This window comes from Acidovorax sp. GW823-FHT05D11 (assembly GCF_058795695.1).
Genome location: NZ_CM179502.1, coordinates 3057775 through 3074484, shown reverse-complemented (window position 1 = coordinate 3074484; position 16710 = coordinate 3057775). Strand labels below are relative to the sequence as shown.

Genomic DNA, 16710 nt, shown 5'->3' with positions numbered 1-16710 from the left:
TTCTGAAAACCGCCCCCCGACAACCCCAGGAGCCGCCATGCAGACCCCGCCCGCTTCCACCCATACGGTTCTCGAACCGCTGGCGCGTTCCGCCTCGGCGGCCCGCCGCGTCGCCACCCTGCGTGGGCGGCAGTGGCTCGGGCTCGGCATCGTGCTGCTTGGCATCGTGGCGGGCTCGGCGCAGGCATGGGCCTGGATCGCCGGCCAGCCGGTGGTGCTGGGTGCGCTCTGGGCCGGCCTGGCGGCAGCGCTGGCCACGGCGCTGGGCACCGCGCCGGTGCTGCTCTCGCAGCGCCTTTCCGAGCGCACGCAGGACACGCTGTTCGGCTTCGGCGCGGGCGTGATGCTCGCCGCCTGCTCGTTCTCGCTCATCATCCCCGGCATCCAGGCGGCACGCGCGGGCGGCGCCGGTGCCTGGGCGGCCGGGGGCACGGTGGGGGCGGCCATCCTGCTGGGCGCGCTGGTGCTGCTGATGATGGAGCGGCTGCTGCCGCACGAGCACTTCATCAAGGGCGTGGAGGGCGGGCAGGCCTCGCGCACGCTGCGGCGCACGTGGCTGTTCGTCTTCGCCATCGGGCTGCACAACCTGCCCGAGGGGCTGGCGATCGGGGTGGCCTACGCGGGCGGCGATGCCCTGCGCGCCAGCGCCCTGGCCACCGGCATCGCGATCCAGGACGTGCCTGAGGGCCTGGTGGTGGCCGTGGCGCTGCTCGCCGCGGGCTACCGGCGCTTGCTGGCCGTGGGGCTCGGGATGGCCTCCGGGCTGGTGGAGCCCGTGGGCGCCGTGCTGGGAGCCGCCGTGGTCAGCTACTCCGCAAGCCTGCTGCCCTGGGGGCTGGGTTTCGCGGCCGGGGCCATGCTGTTCGTGATCAGCCACGAAATCATCCCCGAGTCGCACCGCAAGGGCCACGAGGCCTGGGCCACCGGCGGGCTGATGCTGGGCTTCGTGATCATGATGCTGCTGGATACGGCGCTGGGGTGAATTTTGCTATCGAATCAATAGCTTTTGGCGCTTTCCTGTCAAGGGGGAGGCGCCGATTTGATCTGTATTGCAGGGAATGCAGGACTGGCACTGCCTCCGCCCGGCGCGGTCCGCACCCGTGCCACCGCGAAGCCGGCTTGCCGGGGGGAGGGGCAAGACATGCCGGGAGACTTTTTTCCCTACCCAAAGAACCGGTAGCACACCACGATGGCCGCCACCACGCCCGCCAGCTCGGCCAGCAGCGCGCAGCTGACGGTGTGACGGGTGCGCTGGATGCCCACCGCGCCGAAGTACACCGCCAGCACGTAGAAGGTGGTCTCGGTGCTGCCCTGGATGGTGGCCGCTGCCAGCGCGGCAAAGCTGTCCACGCCCTGGGCCTGCATGGTCTCGATGAGCATGGCACGCGCGGCGCTGCCGGAGAATGGCTTGACCAGCGCAGTGGGCAGCGCATCGACGAACCGGGTGTCCGCGCCCAGCACCTGCACGCACCAGCGGATGCCGTCGAGCACATAGCCCAGCGCCCCCGATGCCCGGAACACCCCCACGGCGCACAGCATGGCCACCAGGTACGGCAGCAGGCCCTTGGCCACATCGAAGCCTTCGCGCGCACCCTCGATGAAAGCCTCGTACACGGCGACCTTGCGCCAGGCGCCCAGGGCCACGAACAGCACCACCAGCATGAACAGCGTGAGGTTGCCGAGCAGGGAAGACAGCTGCGACAGCGCCGCCGCGCTCAGCGTGGTCAGGAGTGCCATGAAACCGCCGAGCACCAGCGCCACGGGCAGCAGGTAGGCCAGCACCACGGGGCTCCACAAGGGCAGGCGCTGCACCACCGCCACGCTGAGCAGGCCCACGAGGGTGGATGCGGACGTGGCCAGCAGGATGGGCAGGAAAACGAGTGTCGGGTCGGGCGCGCCCTGCTGCATGCGGTACATGAAGATCGTCACCGGCAGCAGCGTGAGCGAGGAGGCATTGAGCACCAGGAACAGGATCTGCGCATTCGTGGCGGTCTCTGGCTCGGGGTTCAGCTCCTGCAGGGCTTTCATGGCCTTCAGGCCCATGGGGGTGGCGGCGTTGTCCAGCCCCAGCGCGTTGGCCGCGAAGTTCAGCGTCATGAGGCCCAGGGCCGGGTGGCCACTGGGCACGCCGGGCATGAGGCGGCGGAACAGCGGCGCCAGCCAGCGCGCGAGGGCGTCCACGATGCCCGCCTTCTCGGCGATGCGCAGGAAGCCCAGCCAGAGCGTGAGCGTGCCGAACAGCAGCACCATCACCTCGACCGAGAGCCTGGCCATGGCGAACAGCGCCTCGACCATGGCGGCGAAGATCTGCGCGTTGCCCGCCACGAGCCACTGCGCCAGCGCCGCCACCGCGGCGGTCAGGAAAAAGCCCAGCCACAGGGTGTTGAGCATCAGGGGGTACCGGGAAGAGTGGGGGGATCAGCCTGCATGCCGCCAAGGTTACCCGGCTTGCCGCGCAACACCCGCCGATACCGTGGCTGGCAGGCAACGGATGGGTCGGTGGTACCCTATAGGGTTCGGTTTACCGCCGTGCGGGGGCTTTGGGAAGCGCTTTTCCCGCGCCTGCGGGGGGCCGCACCACACATCCTCAGGCGCCTGGCGCGCCGCAACACCAACGAAAAGAGATCCAACATGGGCGCGCAGTGGAAAGCAAAAGGCAAGGCACAGGTGGCGGATGCCAAGGGCAAGCTGTTTGGCAAGCTGGTCAAGGAAATCACCGTGGCCGCGCGCGGCGGCGCCGATCCGGCCAGCAATGCGCGCCTGCGCCTGGTGGTCGAGCAGGCCCGCAAGGCCTCGATGCCCAAGGACACGCTGGAGCGCGCCATCAAGAAAGGCTCGGGCACGGGCGCCGACGCGGTCAACTACGAGCGCGTGATCTATGAAGGCTTCGCGCCCCACCAGGTGGCGGTGATGGTCGAATGCCTGACCGACAACGTGAACCGCACCGCGCCCGAGATGCGCGTGCTGTTCCGCAAGGGCCAGCTGGGCACTTCGGGATCGGTGGCCTGGGACTTCAACCATGTGGGCATGATCGAAGCCGAGCCCGCCACGCCCGATGCCGACCCCGAACTGGCTGCCATCGAGGCGGGCGCGCAGGATTTCGAGGCTGGCGACGAGGAAGGCACCACCACCTTCTGGACCGACCCCACCGACCTGGACCTGGTGAGCCGCGCGCTGCCCGCCCATGGCTTCAATGTGCTGTCGGTCAAGCTGGGCTACAAGCCCAAGAACCCCGTGAATCCCGCCAACCTCTCGCCCGAGCAGCTCGAAGAGGTCGAGAACTTCCTGGCGGCCATCGACTCCAACGACGACGTCCAGAACGTGTTCGTGAGCCTGGGCGGCTGATGCCGGTGCGCCGGCTTCGCGGCCGGGCCCGCTCCCTGCATCGCCCTCGCAATTGACTTGTCCATGACCGCAGACCATTACGCAGCCCTCGGGCTGGCGGCCAACGCGTCGCTCGCCGACATCAAGAAGGCCTTTCGCCAGAAGGCGTCGTTCTACCACCCGGACCGCAACGACGCGCCCGACGCCGCCCAGCGGTTTCAGGCCGTGCAGAAGGCCTACGAAGTGCTGTCGGACGACACCGCCCGCCAGGCCTACGACGACAACCGCCGCCGCAACCTGCTGGACGACCCGCTGCAGACCGCGCAGGAGATCTGGCAGGCCTACTCCTCGCGCATCCTTTCCTCTCCTTCTTCCGCTTCGTGAAACTATCTCCCTACTTCTACGATCTGCGCTCCGCCTACCAGGCCGAGCTGGATGACCTGGTCTCCGACTCCGAGGGCAAAGACGTCCTGCGCAAGCGCCTGGCGGAAAAGCGCAACGAGATCGCCTTTCTGGTGCAGATGATGGAGCTGGCCCCCGAGATGGTCGCGGTGGTCTTTCACCACGGCTTTCGCTTCACCAAGCCCGGCGCGGTGGAGCACCTGCTGGGCCTGCCGGTGGACGAACTGCCCGACTGGCACAGCCTGGCCCATGCCGTCACGCTCGAGCCCTGGGCCCAGAGCCTGGCGCAGACCGTGCTGCGCGAGCCGCAGGGCGCCCGGTTCATGGCGGTGGCGGCCGGGCTCGAGTACCTGCACCTGCATGCCCGCATGGCCCCCGCGGCGCACGCGGCCGAGGGCGACGGCGACCAGGGCGAAGACGCTGCGGATGCGGCGGAACACGATGACGATTTCAGCGCCCTGAGCGCCGACGACGCCGTGGACCCGCAAAACAGCCGCACCCGCGAGGAAGCCAGCTCCAACTGGCTGGCCGATGTGGGGTTCGACAGGAAGGACTGAGGCCCTCCCGAAGCGCTGCGCGCCATCCCCGCGAGGGGGACGCCTGCGGCGGACCGGCCACGCCGGACCAAGGCAAGGCGGCGCTGGCGACGGCGGCGCGCCAGTTTTTAGCGGTCTGCGCCCAGCGCAGCGACACACCAAGGAATACGCATGAGCAGCAACAACACCCACCTCGCCCTGATCACCAGGACCACCAGCCTGATCGCGGCCGGCGACATCGTGGGCGCCGAGTCGGCGCTGGCCGAGCTGGCCGATACCGACGGGGACGGCGCGCTGATGGTGGTGCTGGACCAGCTCGCGCCCAAGGACATCCTGGCCGTGATGCGCGAGTACGACGACTCCAAGGCCTCGGTGGTCAACCTGCTGGTCACGCCCGAGCAGTTCGCGCGCGCGATGGTGCTGGAAAAGCAGTACAAGGACCTCACGCACACGCACCTGCGCAACATGGTCAATGCCGTCATCTTCCGCGACGACGCCGATCCCGTCGAGTTCCTCACGGCCATCGGCGACCTGGAAGGCGGCGCCGAGGCACTGGCCAACTACTTCGCCGAAAAGTGGAGCCGCATCGAGGCGTTTGCCCGCACCGGCACGTTCGACGCGGTGGAAGACTACGGCCCCACGCTGACCGACGACGAACTCCTCGCCTCGGGCTATGTGCAGCCGCGCATCGACCAGGACGAGGTGGCGGACCGCGACTGGATGCAGATGGCCTGGCTGCTGCGCTACGAGTGCCGCGACCTGTTCATCGAAACCTTGCTGGTGCTGCGCGCCAAGGCCCGCGCCTTTGACCTGGGCCTGGAAGAGGGCGACGAATCGCCCGCCGAGGAAGACGACGGCAAGTTCGAAACCAGCGAAACCGACCGTGGCAAGGCCACGCCCGCCGCCCGCACGTCCGACGAAGAATCCGCGATTTAGATGACAACCCTCTGTGGCGCTTCGCGCCTTCCCCCTTCTCTCGAATGGCTGCGCCATTCGGGAAGGGGGACACCGCCAGCGCGGCGGGGCGGCCCTTGCGCGGCGGTTCTGGCCTGGAGCGTGCCAGTTTCATGGCCCATGAGCACTGCGAAGCGCGATAGATACTGATATGACTGTGCCCAACACGCCTTCTTCAACGACTGACGAGATTGCAGCCGCCAACGCGCTGCAGCTCCACGACGCCCGCCCGTTCTTTGAAAAGGCGCTGGCGTATGGTGTCCAGCACGGCGTGATTGGCGCCGACAAGCTCGCGGCCATCAACACCGATGCGCCCAAGGGCATGGTGCAGATTGCGCGCTACTTTGGCAGCGAGTTTCTGCGCCCCGAGCTGGAGAAGGCGCGCGACCGCATGGTCAACCTCATCAGTCTGTACCTGCTGGACACCACCGGGGGCGACCTGCACGAGGCCGCCGTCTCGCTGCGCGACCATTCGTTCCTGTCGCGCTCCAAGGGGGGCTCGGACATGCTCAAGCGCCTGATCGCCATGCCCGAGAGCAGCAATTTCGGCATGGCCGGCTATGCCGATGCCGAAACCCCGTTGCTGGCCGTGTGGTCGCTGCGCAGCCACGCCGACTACCGGGCCGAGCTGGCGCGCCGCACGCAGATTGCGCAGGCCATCCGGGCCGCCCAGTGGCTGGCCGGGCAGTTCGACCTGGACCCCGACGAGCTGGAAGCCGCGGGCGCCGACGCGGAAGCCGTCATCCGCGCTGGCTTGCTCATGGTGGCCCTGGCGCCCAAGGCCATGGACCTCGGCGAGTGGCCCAACACCGTGTCGTTCGAAAAAGTGCTGATGGCACAGCGCAAGAAGAAGCTCGCGCCGCCCGTGCAGCTGCGCCTGCCTGCCGGCTTGCCTGCCGAACTGCGCGAGGTGGTGCAGGCGCATTGCGCCAGCGTGCTGGCTGACCTGCCCAAGCTGCTCGACGCGGCCACACCGGTGCGCACGCTGCTGCGCCCCACCGGCGCTTTCCGCGCGCGCTACTTTCTGCTGGACGACCCCTTGGCCGAGGTGGACAACTTCCACCGCAGCCTGGATGCGCTGGAGGAGGGTGAGGAACCCCCGCTTCCCGCGAGCAAGGCCTGGACGAGAACGGTGCAGGGCAACGATGATGAACATTCGCTGCTCACGCTGTTCCTGTGCCTGGCGGCCGGGGCCCCCAAGAAGACGCTGCTGACCGAGAAGACCGCCGCGAGCCTCGTCCGAAAGATCCGCAAATCGGGCCTGCAGCCCGCGCTGGCGGCCGACTTCATCCGCGCCCATGCGCCCGGCGTGCACCAGCAGGACTACTTCGCCCTGTGGACCGGCTTCGTGCAGGACGCGGAAAAGACCCTGCTCAGCGACATGGACTACCAGATGCACGACGCCCTGGCACTGCTGCGCCGGGAGTGCAACGTGGTGGGCGACTGAGCACCAAGGAAGAGGTGGCCGGCCGCGGCCTGGGGCATGGGCGCTGGCACCGGCGGCCCGCGCCCGTGGCGCCGCCGCGTGGCCCCGCGCGATAGTTCCTGCATTTCGCAACGGCTCGGTTAACATTCAGCGCGTTTCTTGTCCTGCCGCAATCCCTTCATGCCAGCCCCGCGGGGCTCCCTTACGCCGCTGCCCCGTTCCGTCTCCGTGCACAGCCCCACACTCGTCATTCTCGCGGCCATCCTGTCGGCGCTGGTTACCGCAGTGCTGTATGCCGTGTGGCATTTCAACAAGAACATCCCGGGCCTGCGGCTGTGGACGCTGTCATTCCTGGGCGCGTCGGTGTTCTGCGCCACGCTGCTGGCGCGCGAGCGGATGCCCGAAGTGCCGGCCGTGGTGCTGGCGCAGGGGGCCAATGCGCTGGCGGCCTACTTGTGCTGGCTGGGCAGCCGCGCCTACATGGGGCGCCCGCCCATCGCCCACCGGTATGCCGCGGCCGCCATCGTGTCGCTGGTGGCGCTGTCGGTGTATTTCACGGTGGCGCAGCCCCATCCCGGCGCGCGGTTCGCCCTGGCGGGCTGGTTCGCGGGCGTGTGCTTCCTGCTCACGGCGCGCACGCTGGCGCAGGGTGGCTTTCGCCGTGTGCCGGCGCGCTACCTGCTCGCGGGCGTCATGGCCTTCCATGGGGTGTGCGTGCTGGTGCGCCCCGTGATCTTCCGGCTGGCCGCCCCTTCGGATGCCGGCCTGCTGACGCAGCTGTCGCAGTTCGTGGTGCTGGAGGCCACGGTGGCCCTCGTGATGATCGCGTTTGGCGTGCTGATGCTGACCAATGAATTCGTGACGAGCGAGCTGCGCCACCTCGCCGAGATCGACCCGCTCACCAGCGTGTTCAACCGCCGCGCCTTCATCACGCTGCTGGACAAGGGCCTGAGCAATGCCCAGCGTACCCGGGCCGCGCTGCCCGTGCTGGTGATGGACCTCGACCACTTCAAGAAGATCAACGACACCGGCGGCCACCAGTGCGGGGACGACGCGCTGCGCCACTTCGTGGACCTGGCCCACCGCTGCCTGCGCCGGGAGGATGTGATGGGCCGCCTGGGTGGGGAGGAGTTCGCCATCTTCCTGCCCAACGCGGACGGCCCTGGTGCCGCCGGCGTGGCCGAACGCCTGCGGGCGCTGGTCGAGTCCGAGCCCATGGATGCCGAACGGCGGCGCGTGGCCCTGACCGTGAGCATCGGCATCACGCTGTCCACCAGCGGGGATTCGGCCGAGGCGGTGCTGCAGCGGGCGGACGAGGCGATGTACCTTGCCAAGGCGCGCGGGCGCAACCGGGTGGAGGTCGTGGCGCTGCCGGACGATCCCGTGCCGTTGAAGTGGCCGCGCCCCGCGGAGCGGCCCGGCACGGCGCGCAGCGCGGCGGTGCTGTAGCCAGCTTCCACCAGGCGCGCGTGCGGTCGCGCCGCCGGGCCCTGCAGCTTGCCTGATGGGCCTGAAACGCTGCCTGTGTCGGCTGCCCGACCTTCGGGCGTGCCGCCGCGCAGCGCGCCGCCGCACAATGGTGGCCTTGCCTCGTCCCGTCCATTCCCAGACCACCACCATCTCCCATGGCATTGAATCCCCACGGCAGCAACCCGCTCGGCGGGGCGGGCCCCGGCACCGCGCCCGGTGCATCGCCGTCGGCGCCCGCAGCGCAGCGCAGGGCGTTCCTGGCATCCGGCACGGGGCTGGCAGCCCTGGGTGTGGCGGCGGCCGCCGGGGCCGGCTACCTGCTCTACCGGCCGGGCAACGACCGGCAACTCGTCTTTGGCACCCTGGCGCGCGCCATGCAAGAGGTCGAGCGCCTTGCGGGCGCTGCGGTCCAGCCGCTGGCGCCCGCCACGGCCTGGAACTGGTCGCAGACGCTGGAGCACTGCGCACAGAGCATCGAGTTCTCGCTGCGGGGCTTCCCGGCGCCCAGGTCGGCGCTGTTCCAGAACACCCTGGGTGCGGCTGCTTTCAACGTGTTTGCCCTGCGCGGCCGCATGAGCCACGACCTGGCGGAGCCCATCCCGGGCGCGCCCGCGCTGGATGCGTCCACGCCCGGGGCGTCGGCGGCGGCCCTGGCCCGGCTGCGCCAAGCCGTGCAGGACTTCTCCGTGCACGCGGGGCCGCTGCACCCGCACTTCGCCTACGGGGCGCTGGACAAGGCGCAGTACGAGCAGGCGCACGCCATGCACCTGGCCAATCATCTGTCGGCGTTTGACGCAGGGGGCTGAGCGCGGGCTGCGCGGCCCTGTGCAGTTCCATGCCATGCGGATGCCGGCTGGATGCTATTGAAGTTATAGCTTTTGGCGCTTGTCCAGCAAGCGCCAGAGGCATATTTCACCCGAATGTGCCCATTCTCTCTCAGCCCAGATCGTCAAAATCCCATTGGGCGCAGAGGGCGTCAAAGCGCAGGGCGTCCAGCACGCTCAGGAACATACCGGGTTCCGCAAGCTCCCCCTCGGAGTGCAGGTACCACACCAGCGCCTGCGGGCCCACGGTGAAGATGCGCAGCCCCGCCATGTCCACGACGGGCCGCGCCCGCAGGGCGTCCAGCAGCGACGCCAACTCGCCGGGCGTTGAGAACGCCCCGCACGTGCGCATGCCGCAGAACGGATAGCCGCCCTGTGCCATCTGGTAGTAGGAGACGGTGTGCAAAAACGCCTCCAGGCCCACGGCTTCCTCGAACCAGTCCGGGGAATCCAGGTCGGTGGTTTGCCACACCCGCTGCCGGGCATCGGTGGCCCACCAGCACACGCCCTGGTTCTCTTCCAGAAACAGCAGCTTGTCGCCCAAGCACTCCCAGTCTTGCGGCGGCGCAAACCGCTGAAAACCGGCCATCAAATCGGCACGCCTGCCCACGGCGGCGTAATAAGCGTGCAGGGCAGGGGGCACTGGGCCACCCAGGCGATGGCTTGCGGCGGCCAGTTCATCTTCCGGCAGCCCGTCTTCGGGGCTGACAGGGCGGCCCAGCAGCCAGGCCAGGGTGTCTGAAAGGGGCGGGGTGGTGAGGGCTGTCATGGATTTCGGTTCAAGGATCGGCCGAGCGCAGGCAGTGCAGGCCGGATGTTCGGGTGGCGATTGATGCAGGTCAAGAGACGGTGTGCTGCGGCTTGGGGTTGCATGGAGTGCAAAGCTACCATCCCCCGATGGGCCCAGGTGCCCACAAGGATGGACCATGAGCAAGCATTGGAAGACAGCAGCGGCTCTGGCCGTGGTGCTGCTGGGAGGAGGGTTGCTGTTGCACTGGGCACCCTGGCAGGCCAAAGGGCCAGGCCCCGGCTTCGTGAGCGGCAACGGCCGCATCGAGGCCACCGAGATCGCCGTGGCCACCAAGCTCGCCGGGCGGGTGCTGGAGGTTCTGGTGGCCGAGGGCGACTTCGTGAAAGCCGGGCAACCCCTGGCCCGCATGCAGATCGACAGCCTGCAGGCCCAGCGCGAAGAGGCCGTGGCCCGGCTGCAGCAGGCGCAGCTGGCCATCGGCAGTGCCCAGGTGCAGGTGGCCCAGCGTGATAGCGACTACCAGGCCGCGCTGGCCGTGGTGGCCCAGCGCGAGAGCGACCTCGACACCGCCCGCCGCCGCCTGCCGCGCTCCGAGCAGCTGGCGCGCGAGGGCTTTTTCTCCAGCCAGTTGCTCGACGACGACCGCGCCAAGGTGCGCAGCCAGCAAGCCGCTGTGACCGCTGCAAAAGCCCAGGCGAAGGCCGCGCAGGCGGGCATCGGTGCGTCGCGCACGCAGGTGACCAGCGCCGAGGCCAATGTGCGCGCGCTGCAGGCCACGCTGGCCCGCATCGATGTGGAGCTGGCCGACAGCGAGCTCAAGGCGCCGCGCGATGGCCGCGTCCAGTTCCGCGTGGTGCAGCCCGGCGAGGTGGTGGGTGCGGGTGCGCGCGTGCTGCAGCTGGTGGACCTGAGCGACGTGTACATGACCTTCTTTTTGCCCGAGACCGTGGCGGGCCGCGTGGCGCTGGGCAGCGAGGTGCGCATCGTGCTCGATGCCGCGCCGGGCTTCGTGATCCCGGCCACCGTGTCGTTCGTGGCCAGCACCGCGCAGTTCACTCCCAAGACGGTGGAAACCGCGAGCGAGCGCCAGAAGCTCATGTTCCGCGTGCGCGCGCAGATCGACAAGGCGCTGCTGCTGCGCCACCAGGAACAGGTCAAGACCGGACTGCCCGGCGTGGCCTGGCTGCGGGTGGACCCTGCGGTGGAGTGGCCCGCAGAACTCGCCGTCAAGGCTGGCCAGTGAACCCAGCGGCCGGCGCTGCACCCGTGGCCCGCCTGCGCGGCGTGGGCCAGCGCTACGGGCGCACGGTGGCGCTGGAGGGCATCGACCTGGAGGTGGCCGCCGGCCGCATGGTGGGCCTGATCGGGCCGGATGGCGTGGGCAAGTCCAGCCTGCTGGCCCTGGTGGCGGGCGCGCGGGCGGTGCAGCAGGGCACCGTGGAGGTGCTGGGCGGCGACATGGCCCAAAGCCGCCACCGCAGCCGGGTGTGCCCCCGCATCGCCTACATGCCCCAGGGCTTGGGCAAGAACCTGTACCCCACGCTGTCGGTGGAAGAAAACCTGCAGTTTTTTGGCCGCCTGTTCGGGCACGACGCGGCCGAGCGGCGCCGCCGCATTGACCAGCTCACGCGCAGCACGGGGCTGTATCCATTCTTGGCGCGGCCAGCGGGCAAGCTCTCGGGCGGCATGAAGCAGAAGCTGGCCCTGTGCTGCGCGCTCATCCACGACCCCGACCTGCTGATCCTGGACGAGCCCACCACCGGCGTGGACCCGCTGGCGCGCGCGCAGTTCTGGGATTTGATCGGCCGCATCCGCGCCGCGCGGCCCGGCATGAGCGTGATCGTGGCCACGGCCTACATGGAAGAGGCGCAGCGTTTTGAATGGCTGGTGGCCATGGACGAAGGGCGCATTCTGGCCACCGGCACACCCGCCGAGCTGATGGCCCGCACTGGGCACGATGCGCTGGAGCAGGCCTTTGTGGCCCTGCTGCCCGAGGCCAAGCGCCGGGGCCACCGGGCGGTGCAGATTCCGCCGTTGGACCGGTCGCAGGCAGACGACGCTGCCAACGTCGCCATCGAGGCGCGCGACCTGACCATGCGCTTTGGCGACTTTGTGGCGGTGGACCATGTGAGCTTTCGCATCCAGCGGGGCGAGATCTTTGGCTTCTTGGGCAGCAACGGCTGCGGCAAGTCCACCACCATGAAGATGCTCACCGGCCTGCTGCCCGCCAGCGACGGGCAGGCCTGGCTGTTTGGCCAGCCGGTGGACCCCAAGGACATGGCCACGCGGCGGCGCGTGGGCTACATGTCGCAGGCGTTTTCGCTGTACAGCGAGCTGTCGGTGGAGCAGAACCTGGTGCTGCACGCGCGCCTGTTCCATGTGCCCGAGGCCGAGGTGCCCGCGCGCGTGACGGCCATGCTGGAGCGTTTTGACCTGCAGGCCGCGCGCAGTGCACTGCCCATGAAGCTGCCGCTGGGCATGCGCCAGCGTCTGTCGCTGGCCGTGGCCATGGTGCACCAGCCCGAGCTGCTGATCCTGGACGAGCCCACCTCGGGCGTGGACCCGATGGCGCGCGACAACTTCTGGCGCCTGATGGTGGAGCTGGCGCGGCGCGACAAGGTCACCATCTTCATCTCCACCCACTTCATGAACGAGGCCGAGCGCTGCGACCGCATCTCGCTGATGCACGCGGGGCGTGTGCTGGAGAGCGCCGCGCCGCAGGAGATTGTGGCCAAGCGCGGTGCTGCCACGCTGGAGGAAGCCTTCATCGGCTACCTGGAAGATGCTGCGGGAACGGCCCCAGCCCCTGTGCCTGTGCAGGCTGCGGAGCCCGCTGCACTATCGCCCGTGCATGCCCCCGACGCCCCCACCTGGCCCATCCGCCTGCGCCAAAGCCTGGCCCGCATCCACAGCACCCAGTGGCGCGAATCGCTGGAGCTGCGCCGCGACCCCGTGCGGGGCGCCATGGCGCTGCTGGGCTCGCTGATCCTGATGTTCGTGATGGGCTACGGCATCAGCATGGACGTGGAGAACCTGCGCTTTGCCGTGCTGGACCGCGACCAGACCGCGTTGAGCCGCGCCTACACGCTGAACCTCGCGGGCTCGCGCTACTTCACCGAGCAGCCGCCGATTGCCACCTACGCCGAGCTGGACGCGCGCATGCGCTCCGCCGAGATATCGCTGGCGCTGGAGATCCCGCCCGGCTTTGCGCGCGACGTGGCGCGCGGCCAGCCGGTGCAGATCGGTGCCTGGGTGGACGGGGCCATGCCCCAGCGCGCCGAAACCGTCATCGGCTACGCCCAGGGCCTGCACCAGCAATGGCTGGTGGAGCAAAGCCGCAGCCGCACGGGCGTGGTGCCCCGGGGCCTGCTGGAGGTGGAGCCGCGCTACCGCTACAACCCCGACGTGCGCAGCCTGCCGTCCATGGTGCCTGCCGTGATCCCGCTGCTGTTGCTCATGCTGCCCGCCATGCTCACCGCCCTGGCCGTGGTGCGCGAGAAGGAGCTGGGCTCCATCATCAACCTGTATGTGACGCCCACCACACGCACCGAATTCATGCTGGGCAAGCAGCTGCCCTATGTGCTGCTGGCGCTGTTCAACTTTGGCTTGATGTGCCTGGCGGCGGTGACGGTGTTTGGCGTGCCGATGACGGGAAGTTTTGCCACATTGACGCTGGCCGCCGTGGTGTTCAGCCTGTGCTCCACGGGCATGGGCCTCTTGGCCTCCACCGTCACGCGCAGCCAGATCGCGGCGATGTTCTTCGCCATGGTGGGCACCATCATTCCCGCCGTGCAGTTTGCGGGGCTCATCAACCCGGTGTCGTCCATGACGGGGTTTGCGCGCTGGGTGGGCGAGGTCTACCCGGCCAGCCACATGTTCACCATCAGCCGGGGCGTGTTCAACAAGGCGCTGGGATTGCAGGACCTGCAGGCCGAGTTCTGGCCCATGCTGGTGGCGGTGCCGGTCATCGTCGGTGCCGCCATTGCCTTGCTGAAGAAGCAGGAGACCTGACATGGCGCTGCGTGGACGGTGGTCCAACATCTTTCGGTTAGGCATCAAGGAGCTGTGGAGCCTGTGGCGCGACCCGGCCATGCTGTTCCTCATCGTCTACACCACCACACTCGCGGTGTACTCTGCGGGCATGGCGCAGCCCGAGACGCTGCACCACGTGCCCATTGCCATCGTGGACGAGGACGACTCGGCCTTGTCCCAGCGCATCGCCACCGCGTTCTACGCCCCCCAGTTCACGCGCCCCGCCATGATCAGCATGCGCGAGGTGGACCCGAGCCTGGACGCCGGCCGCTTCACGCTGGTGCTGCACATCCCCGCCCACTTCCAGCGCGACGTGCTGGCGGGCCGGGTGCCGCAGGTGCAGCTCAACATCGACGCCACGCGCATGGGGCAGGCGTTCGCGGCCAATGGGGCGGTGCAGCAGATCGTGCAGCTGGAGGTGGCCGAGTTCGTGCAGCGCGACCGCACCGTGGCCGAGCAGCCCATCGAGCTCACGGTGCGCTCGCGCTTCAACCCGGCGCTGAACCCCGCGTGGTTCGGCTCGCTGATGGAGCTGATCAACATCGTGACCATGCTCTCCATCATCCTCACCGGCGCCGCGTTGATCCGCGAGCGCGAGCATGGCACGGTGGAGCACCTGCTGGTCATGCCCGTCACCCCCGGCGAGATCATGCTGGCCAAGGTCTGGGCCATGGCGCTGGTGGTGCTGGTGGCTACCTGGGTGTCGCTCACGGCGGTGATCCGCTGGGCGATTGGTGTGCCCATCGAGGGCTCGGTACCGCTGTTTCTGCTGGGGGCCACGCTGCATCTGTTTGCCACCACCTCCATGGGCATCTTCATGGCCACGGTGGCGCGCAGCATGCCGCAGTTTGGCTTGCTGATGGTGCTGGTGATGATGCCGCTGCAGATGCTGTCGGGCGGCGTCACCCCGCGCGAGAGCATGCCGCTGTGGGTGCAGTACGGCATGGCCCTGGCGCCCACCACGCACTTCACCGAGCTGGCCCAGGCCATCCTCTACCGTGGCGCGGGCTGGGCGGTGGTGTGGCCATCGCTGGTGTGGCTGCTGGGCATTGGGGCGGTGCTGTTCAGCCTGGCGCTGGCGCGGTTTCGCAAGACGATTGCGCGCATGGCGTGAATGCCGTGATTGCTATCGAATGCATAGCTGCCAGCGTTTGAAGAACAAGCGCCAGGGGCTAGTTGGACGTGAAATCCACGCTGTCGGGCCGCCCCGGCAGGTGCAGTTGCGCCACGGGTGCCGGGCTGCTGGCGAGCCGCTGGCCCCGCCGCCACACGCCCAGGCGGGTGGCCCGCAACGCAATCGCCTCGACAGGGGTGCGTGCGTGCAGCAATACCAAGTCTGCATGGCAGCCGGGCGCAATGCCATAGCCCTCCAGGCCCAGCAGGCGTGCCGGGTTCACCGTCACCGCGTCAAAACACTGCCGCATCGCGGCCTGGCTGGTCATCTGGCCCACATGCAGGCCCATGTGCGCGGCCTCCAGCATGTCGGCGCTGCCGCCGCTGTACCAGGGGTCCAGCACGCAGTCGTGGCCGAAAGCGACGGTGAGACCGGCAGCCATCAGCTCGGGCACGCGGGTCATGCCCCGGCGCTTGGGGTAGGTGTCGTGGCGGCCCTGCAAGGTGATGTTGATGAGAGGGTTGGCCACCACGCCCAGATCGGCCTCGGCCATCAGGGGGATGAGCTTGCTCACGTAGTAGTTGTCCATGCTGTGCATGGAGGTGAGGTGCGAGCCCGTCACACGGCCGTGCAGGCCCAGGCGCAGGGTTTCAAAAGCCAGGGTTTCGACATGGCGCGAGTGCGGGTCGTCGGATTCGTCGCAGTGCATGTCCACGCGCTTGCCGTGTTCGGCAGCCAGTTCGCACAGGATCTTCACGCTCTCGGCCCCCTGCGCCATGGTGCGTTCGAAGTGCGGAATGCCGCCCACCACGTCCACGCCCAGGTCCAGCGCACGTTTCAGGTTGTCGAGCCCGCCGCGCGCGCGCAGCACGCCGTCTTGGGGGAAGGCCACCAGCTGCAAATCCAGGTACGGCGCCACGCGCTGCTTCACCTCCAGCAGGGCCTGCACGGGCAGCAGGCTGGCGTGGCTGGTGTCCACATGGCTGCGAACGGCCAGCAGCCCGCGCGCCACGGCCATGTCGCAATACCGCAGGGCGCGCTCCACGATGGCATCGTGCGTGAGGGTCGGCTTGAGTTCGCCCCACAGCGCAATGCCTTCGAGCAGCGTGCCGCTCTCGTTCACGCGCGGCTGGCCGTAGCTCAGGGTCGAATCCATGTGGAAATGCGCGTCCACGAACGGCGGGCTGACGAGCAGGCCGCCCGCATCCACTGTTTCGTGCGCGGGGGCTTGCAGGCCCTCGGTCACCTCGGCGATGCGGCCGTCCTGCACGGCAATCGACATGTTCTGGCGGCCGTCGGGCAGGGTGGCGTGGGTGATGAGCAGGTCGAGCATGTTGGGGGCGTCTGGTGTCGGGGTGTCGGGTTTTTTCAAGACCGTGGCGGGCTTTGTGCCTAAGCTGGGTGTCTCACAGGGCGCATCTATTTCAGCGCATTTTTGCAAAGGCAGTCTTCATGCAATTTGGCTACACCATTCTCTACGTCGAAGATGTTCCCAGGACCATCGCTTTTTATGAGGCCGCCTTCGGCTTCACCCGCCGCTTCGTGCACGAGGCTGGCGACTTCGGCGAGCTGGACACGGGCGCCACCGCGCTGGCCTTCTCGTCGCTGCGGCTGATGGCCGAGCTGGGCAAGAACCCGCAGCGCGCGTCGGCCGAGGCGCCCAGTTTCGAGATCGCGTTCACCACCACCGACGTGGCTGCTGCCGTGCAGCGCGCGGTGGATGCCGGTGCCCGGCTGGTGCAGGCGCCCGGGCAGATGCCCTGGGGCCAGACGGTGGCCTATGTCGCGGACATCAACGGCGCGCTGGTGGAGCTGTGCACGCCCATGGGGCCGCCAGCCGTTTGAACGGTCGTGGTGGCGCAGGCGTAGACGGTGGT

At 68.7% G+C, this 16710-nt stretch carries 15 protein-coding genes; 12 read left to right on the top strand and 3 right to left on the bottom strand.

Annotated elements, in window-relative coordinates; genetic code table 11:
* Window positions 1–37: 37 nt before the first annotated feature.
* Window positions 38–982, top strand: coding sequence for a ZIP family metal transporter (locus tag AC3RCE_RS14280; RefSeq protein WP_492253293.1), 945 nt, complete (start codon window positions 38–40; stop codon window positions 980–982).
* Between the two features lie 179 nt (window positions 983–1161).
* Here the strand turns inward: AC3RCE_RS14280 and AC3RCE_RS14275 are convergent, their stop codons facing one another.
* Window positions 1162–2391, bottom strand: coding sequence for a nucleoside recognition domain-containing protein (locus tag AC3RCE_RS14275; protein WP_218341145.1), 1230 nt, complete (start codon window positions 2389–2391; stop codon window positions 1162–1164).
* 240 nt (window positions 2392–2631) lie between these two features.
* Between AC3RCE_RS14275 and AC3RCE_RS14270 the strand changes: the two genes are divergently transcribed.
* From AC3RCE_RS14270 to AC3RCE_RS14240, 7 genes are all read left to right on the top strand, one after another.
* The gene (locus AC3RCE_RS14270) at window positions 2632–3345 is read left to right on the top strand and encodes a YebC/PmpR family DNA-binding transcriptional regulator (protein WP_218294839.1); all 714 of its coding nucleotides are present in this window, start codon (window positions 2632–2634) and stop codon (window positions 3343–3345) included.
* Between the two features lie 63 nt (window positions 3346–3408).
* Complete coding sequence (locus AC3RCE_RS14265) at window positions 3409–3708, top strand: DnaJ domain-containing protein (protein ID WP_218294840.1); 300 nt, start codon at window positions 3409–3411, stop codon at window positions 3706–3708.
* Window positions 3705–4283 carry a hypothetical protein gene (locus tag AC3RCE_RS14260; RefSeq protein ID WP_218294841.1) on the top strand — a complete coding sequence of 193 codons (579 nt, stop codon included), beginning with the start codon at window positions 3705–3707 and terminating at the stop codon, window positions 4281–4283. The genes AC3RCE_RS14265 and AC3RCE_RS14260 overlap by 4 nt, the downstream gene beginning before the upstream one ends.
* Window positions 4284–4433: 150 nt before the next feature.
* Window positions 4434–5198, top strand: coding sequence for a hypothetical protein (locus AC3RCE_RS14255; RefSeq protein ID WP_218294842.1), 765 nt, complete (start codon window positions 4434–4436; stop codon window positions 5196–5198).
* A 169-nt stretch (window positions 5199–5367) separates the two neighbouring features.
* Window positions 5368–6663 (top strand): hypothetical protein, encoded by a 1296-nt coding sequence (locus AC3RCE_RS14250; protein WP_492253292.1) that lies wholly within the window; start codon window positions 5368–5370, stop codon window positions 6661–6663.
* Window positions 6664–6822: 159 nt separating this feature from the next.
* Window positions 6823–8091, top strand: a complete 1269-nt coding sequence (locus AC3RCE_RS14245) for a GGDEF domain-containing protein (protein ID WP_218294844.1) — start codon at window positions 6823–6825, stop codon at window positions 8089–8091.
* 176 nt (window positions 8092–8267) lie between these two features.
* Window positions 8268–8918, top strand: coding sequence for a DUF1569 domain-containing protein (locus AC3RCE_RS14240; RefSeq protein ID WP_492253291.1), 651 nt, complete (start codon window positions 8268–8270; stop codon window positions 8916–8918).
* Window positions 8919–9048: 130 nt separating this feature from the next.
* On the opposite strand, the gene AC3RCE_RS14235 is transcribed toward AC3RCE_RS14240, so the two are convergent.
* On the bottom strand, window positions 9049–9705 hold the full coding sequence (locus AC3RCE_RS14235) for a hypothetical protein (protein ID WP_492253290.1): 657 nt from the start codon (window positions 9703–9705) through the stop codon (window positions 9049–9051).
* A 157-nt stretch (window positions 9706–9862) separates the two neighbouring features.
* On the opposite strand from AC3RCE_RS14235, the gene AC3RCE_RS14230 reads away from it, so the two are divergent.
* Genes AC3RCE_RS14230 through AC3RCE_RS14220 form a run of 3 tightly spaced genes read left to right on the top strand, consistent with a single transcriptional unit; the run spans window position 9863 to window position 14833 of the window.
* On the top strand, window positions 9863–10930 hold the full coding sequence (locus tag AC3RCE_RS14230; RefSeq protein ID WP_492253289.1) for an HlyD family secretion protein: 1068 nt from the start codon (window positions 9863–9865) through the stop codon (window positions 10928–10930).
* Window positions 10927–13698 (top strand): ribosome-associated ATPase/putative transporter RbbA, encoded by a 2772-nt coding sequence (rbbA, locus tag AC3RCE_RS14225; protein ID WP_492253288.1) that lies wholly within the window; start codon window positions 10927–10929, stop codon window positions 13696–13698. Before AC3RCE_RS14230 ends, rbbA begins: the two co-directional genes overlap by 4 nt.
* 1 nt (window position 13699) lies before the next feature.
* Entirely contained in the window at window positions 13700–14833 is a 1134-nt protein-coding gene (locus AC3RCE_RS14220) for an ABC transporter permease (RefSeq protein ID WP_492253287.1), read from the top strand.
* A gap of 58 nt (window positions 14834–14891) precedes the next feature.
* Here AC3RCE_RS14220 and AC3RCE_RS14215 read toward each other — a convergent pair whose 3' ends face one another.
* A complete protein-coding gene (locus tag AC3RCE_RS14215) occupies window positions 14892–16166 on the bottom strand; it encodes an amidohydrolase family protein (protein ID WP_492253286.1) in 1275 nt (424 codons plus the stop codon).
* 119 nt (window positions 16167–16285) lie between these two features.
* On the opposite strand from AC3RCE_RS14215, the gene AC3RCE_RS14210 reads away from it, so the two are divergent.
* Complete coding sequence (locus AC3RCE_RS14210) at window positions 16286–16678, top strand: VOC family protein (protein WP_218294851.1); 393 nt, start codon at window positions 16286–16288, stop codon at window positions 16676–16678.
* Window positions 16679–16710 lie beyond the last annotated feature (32 nt).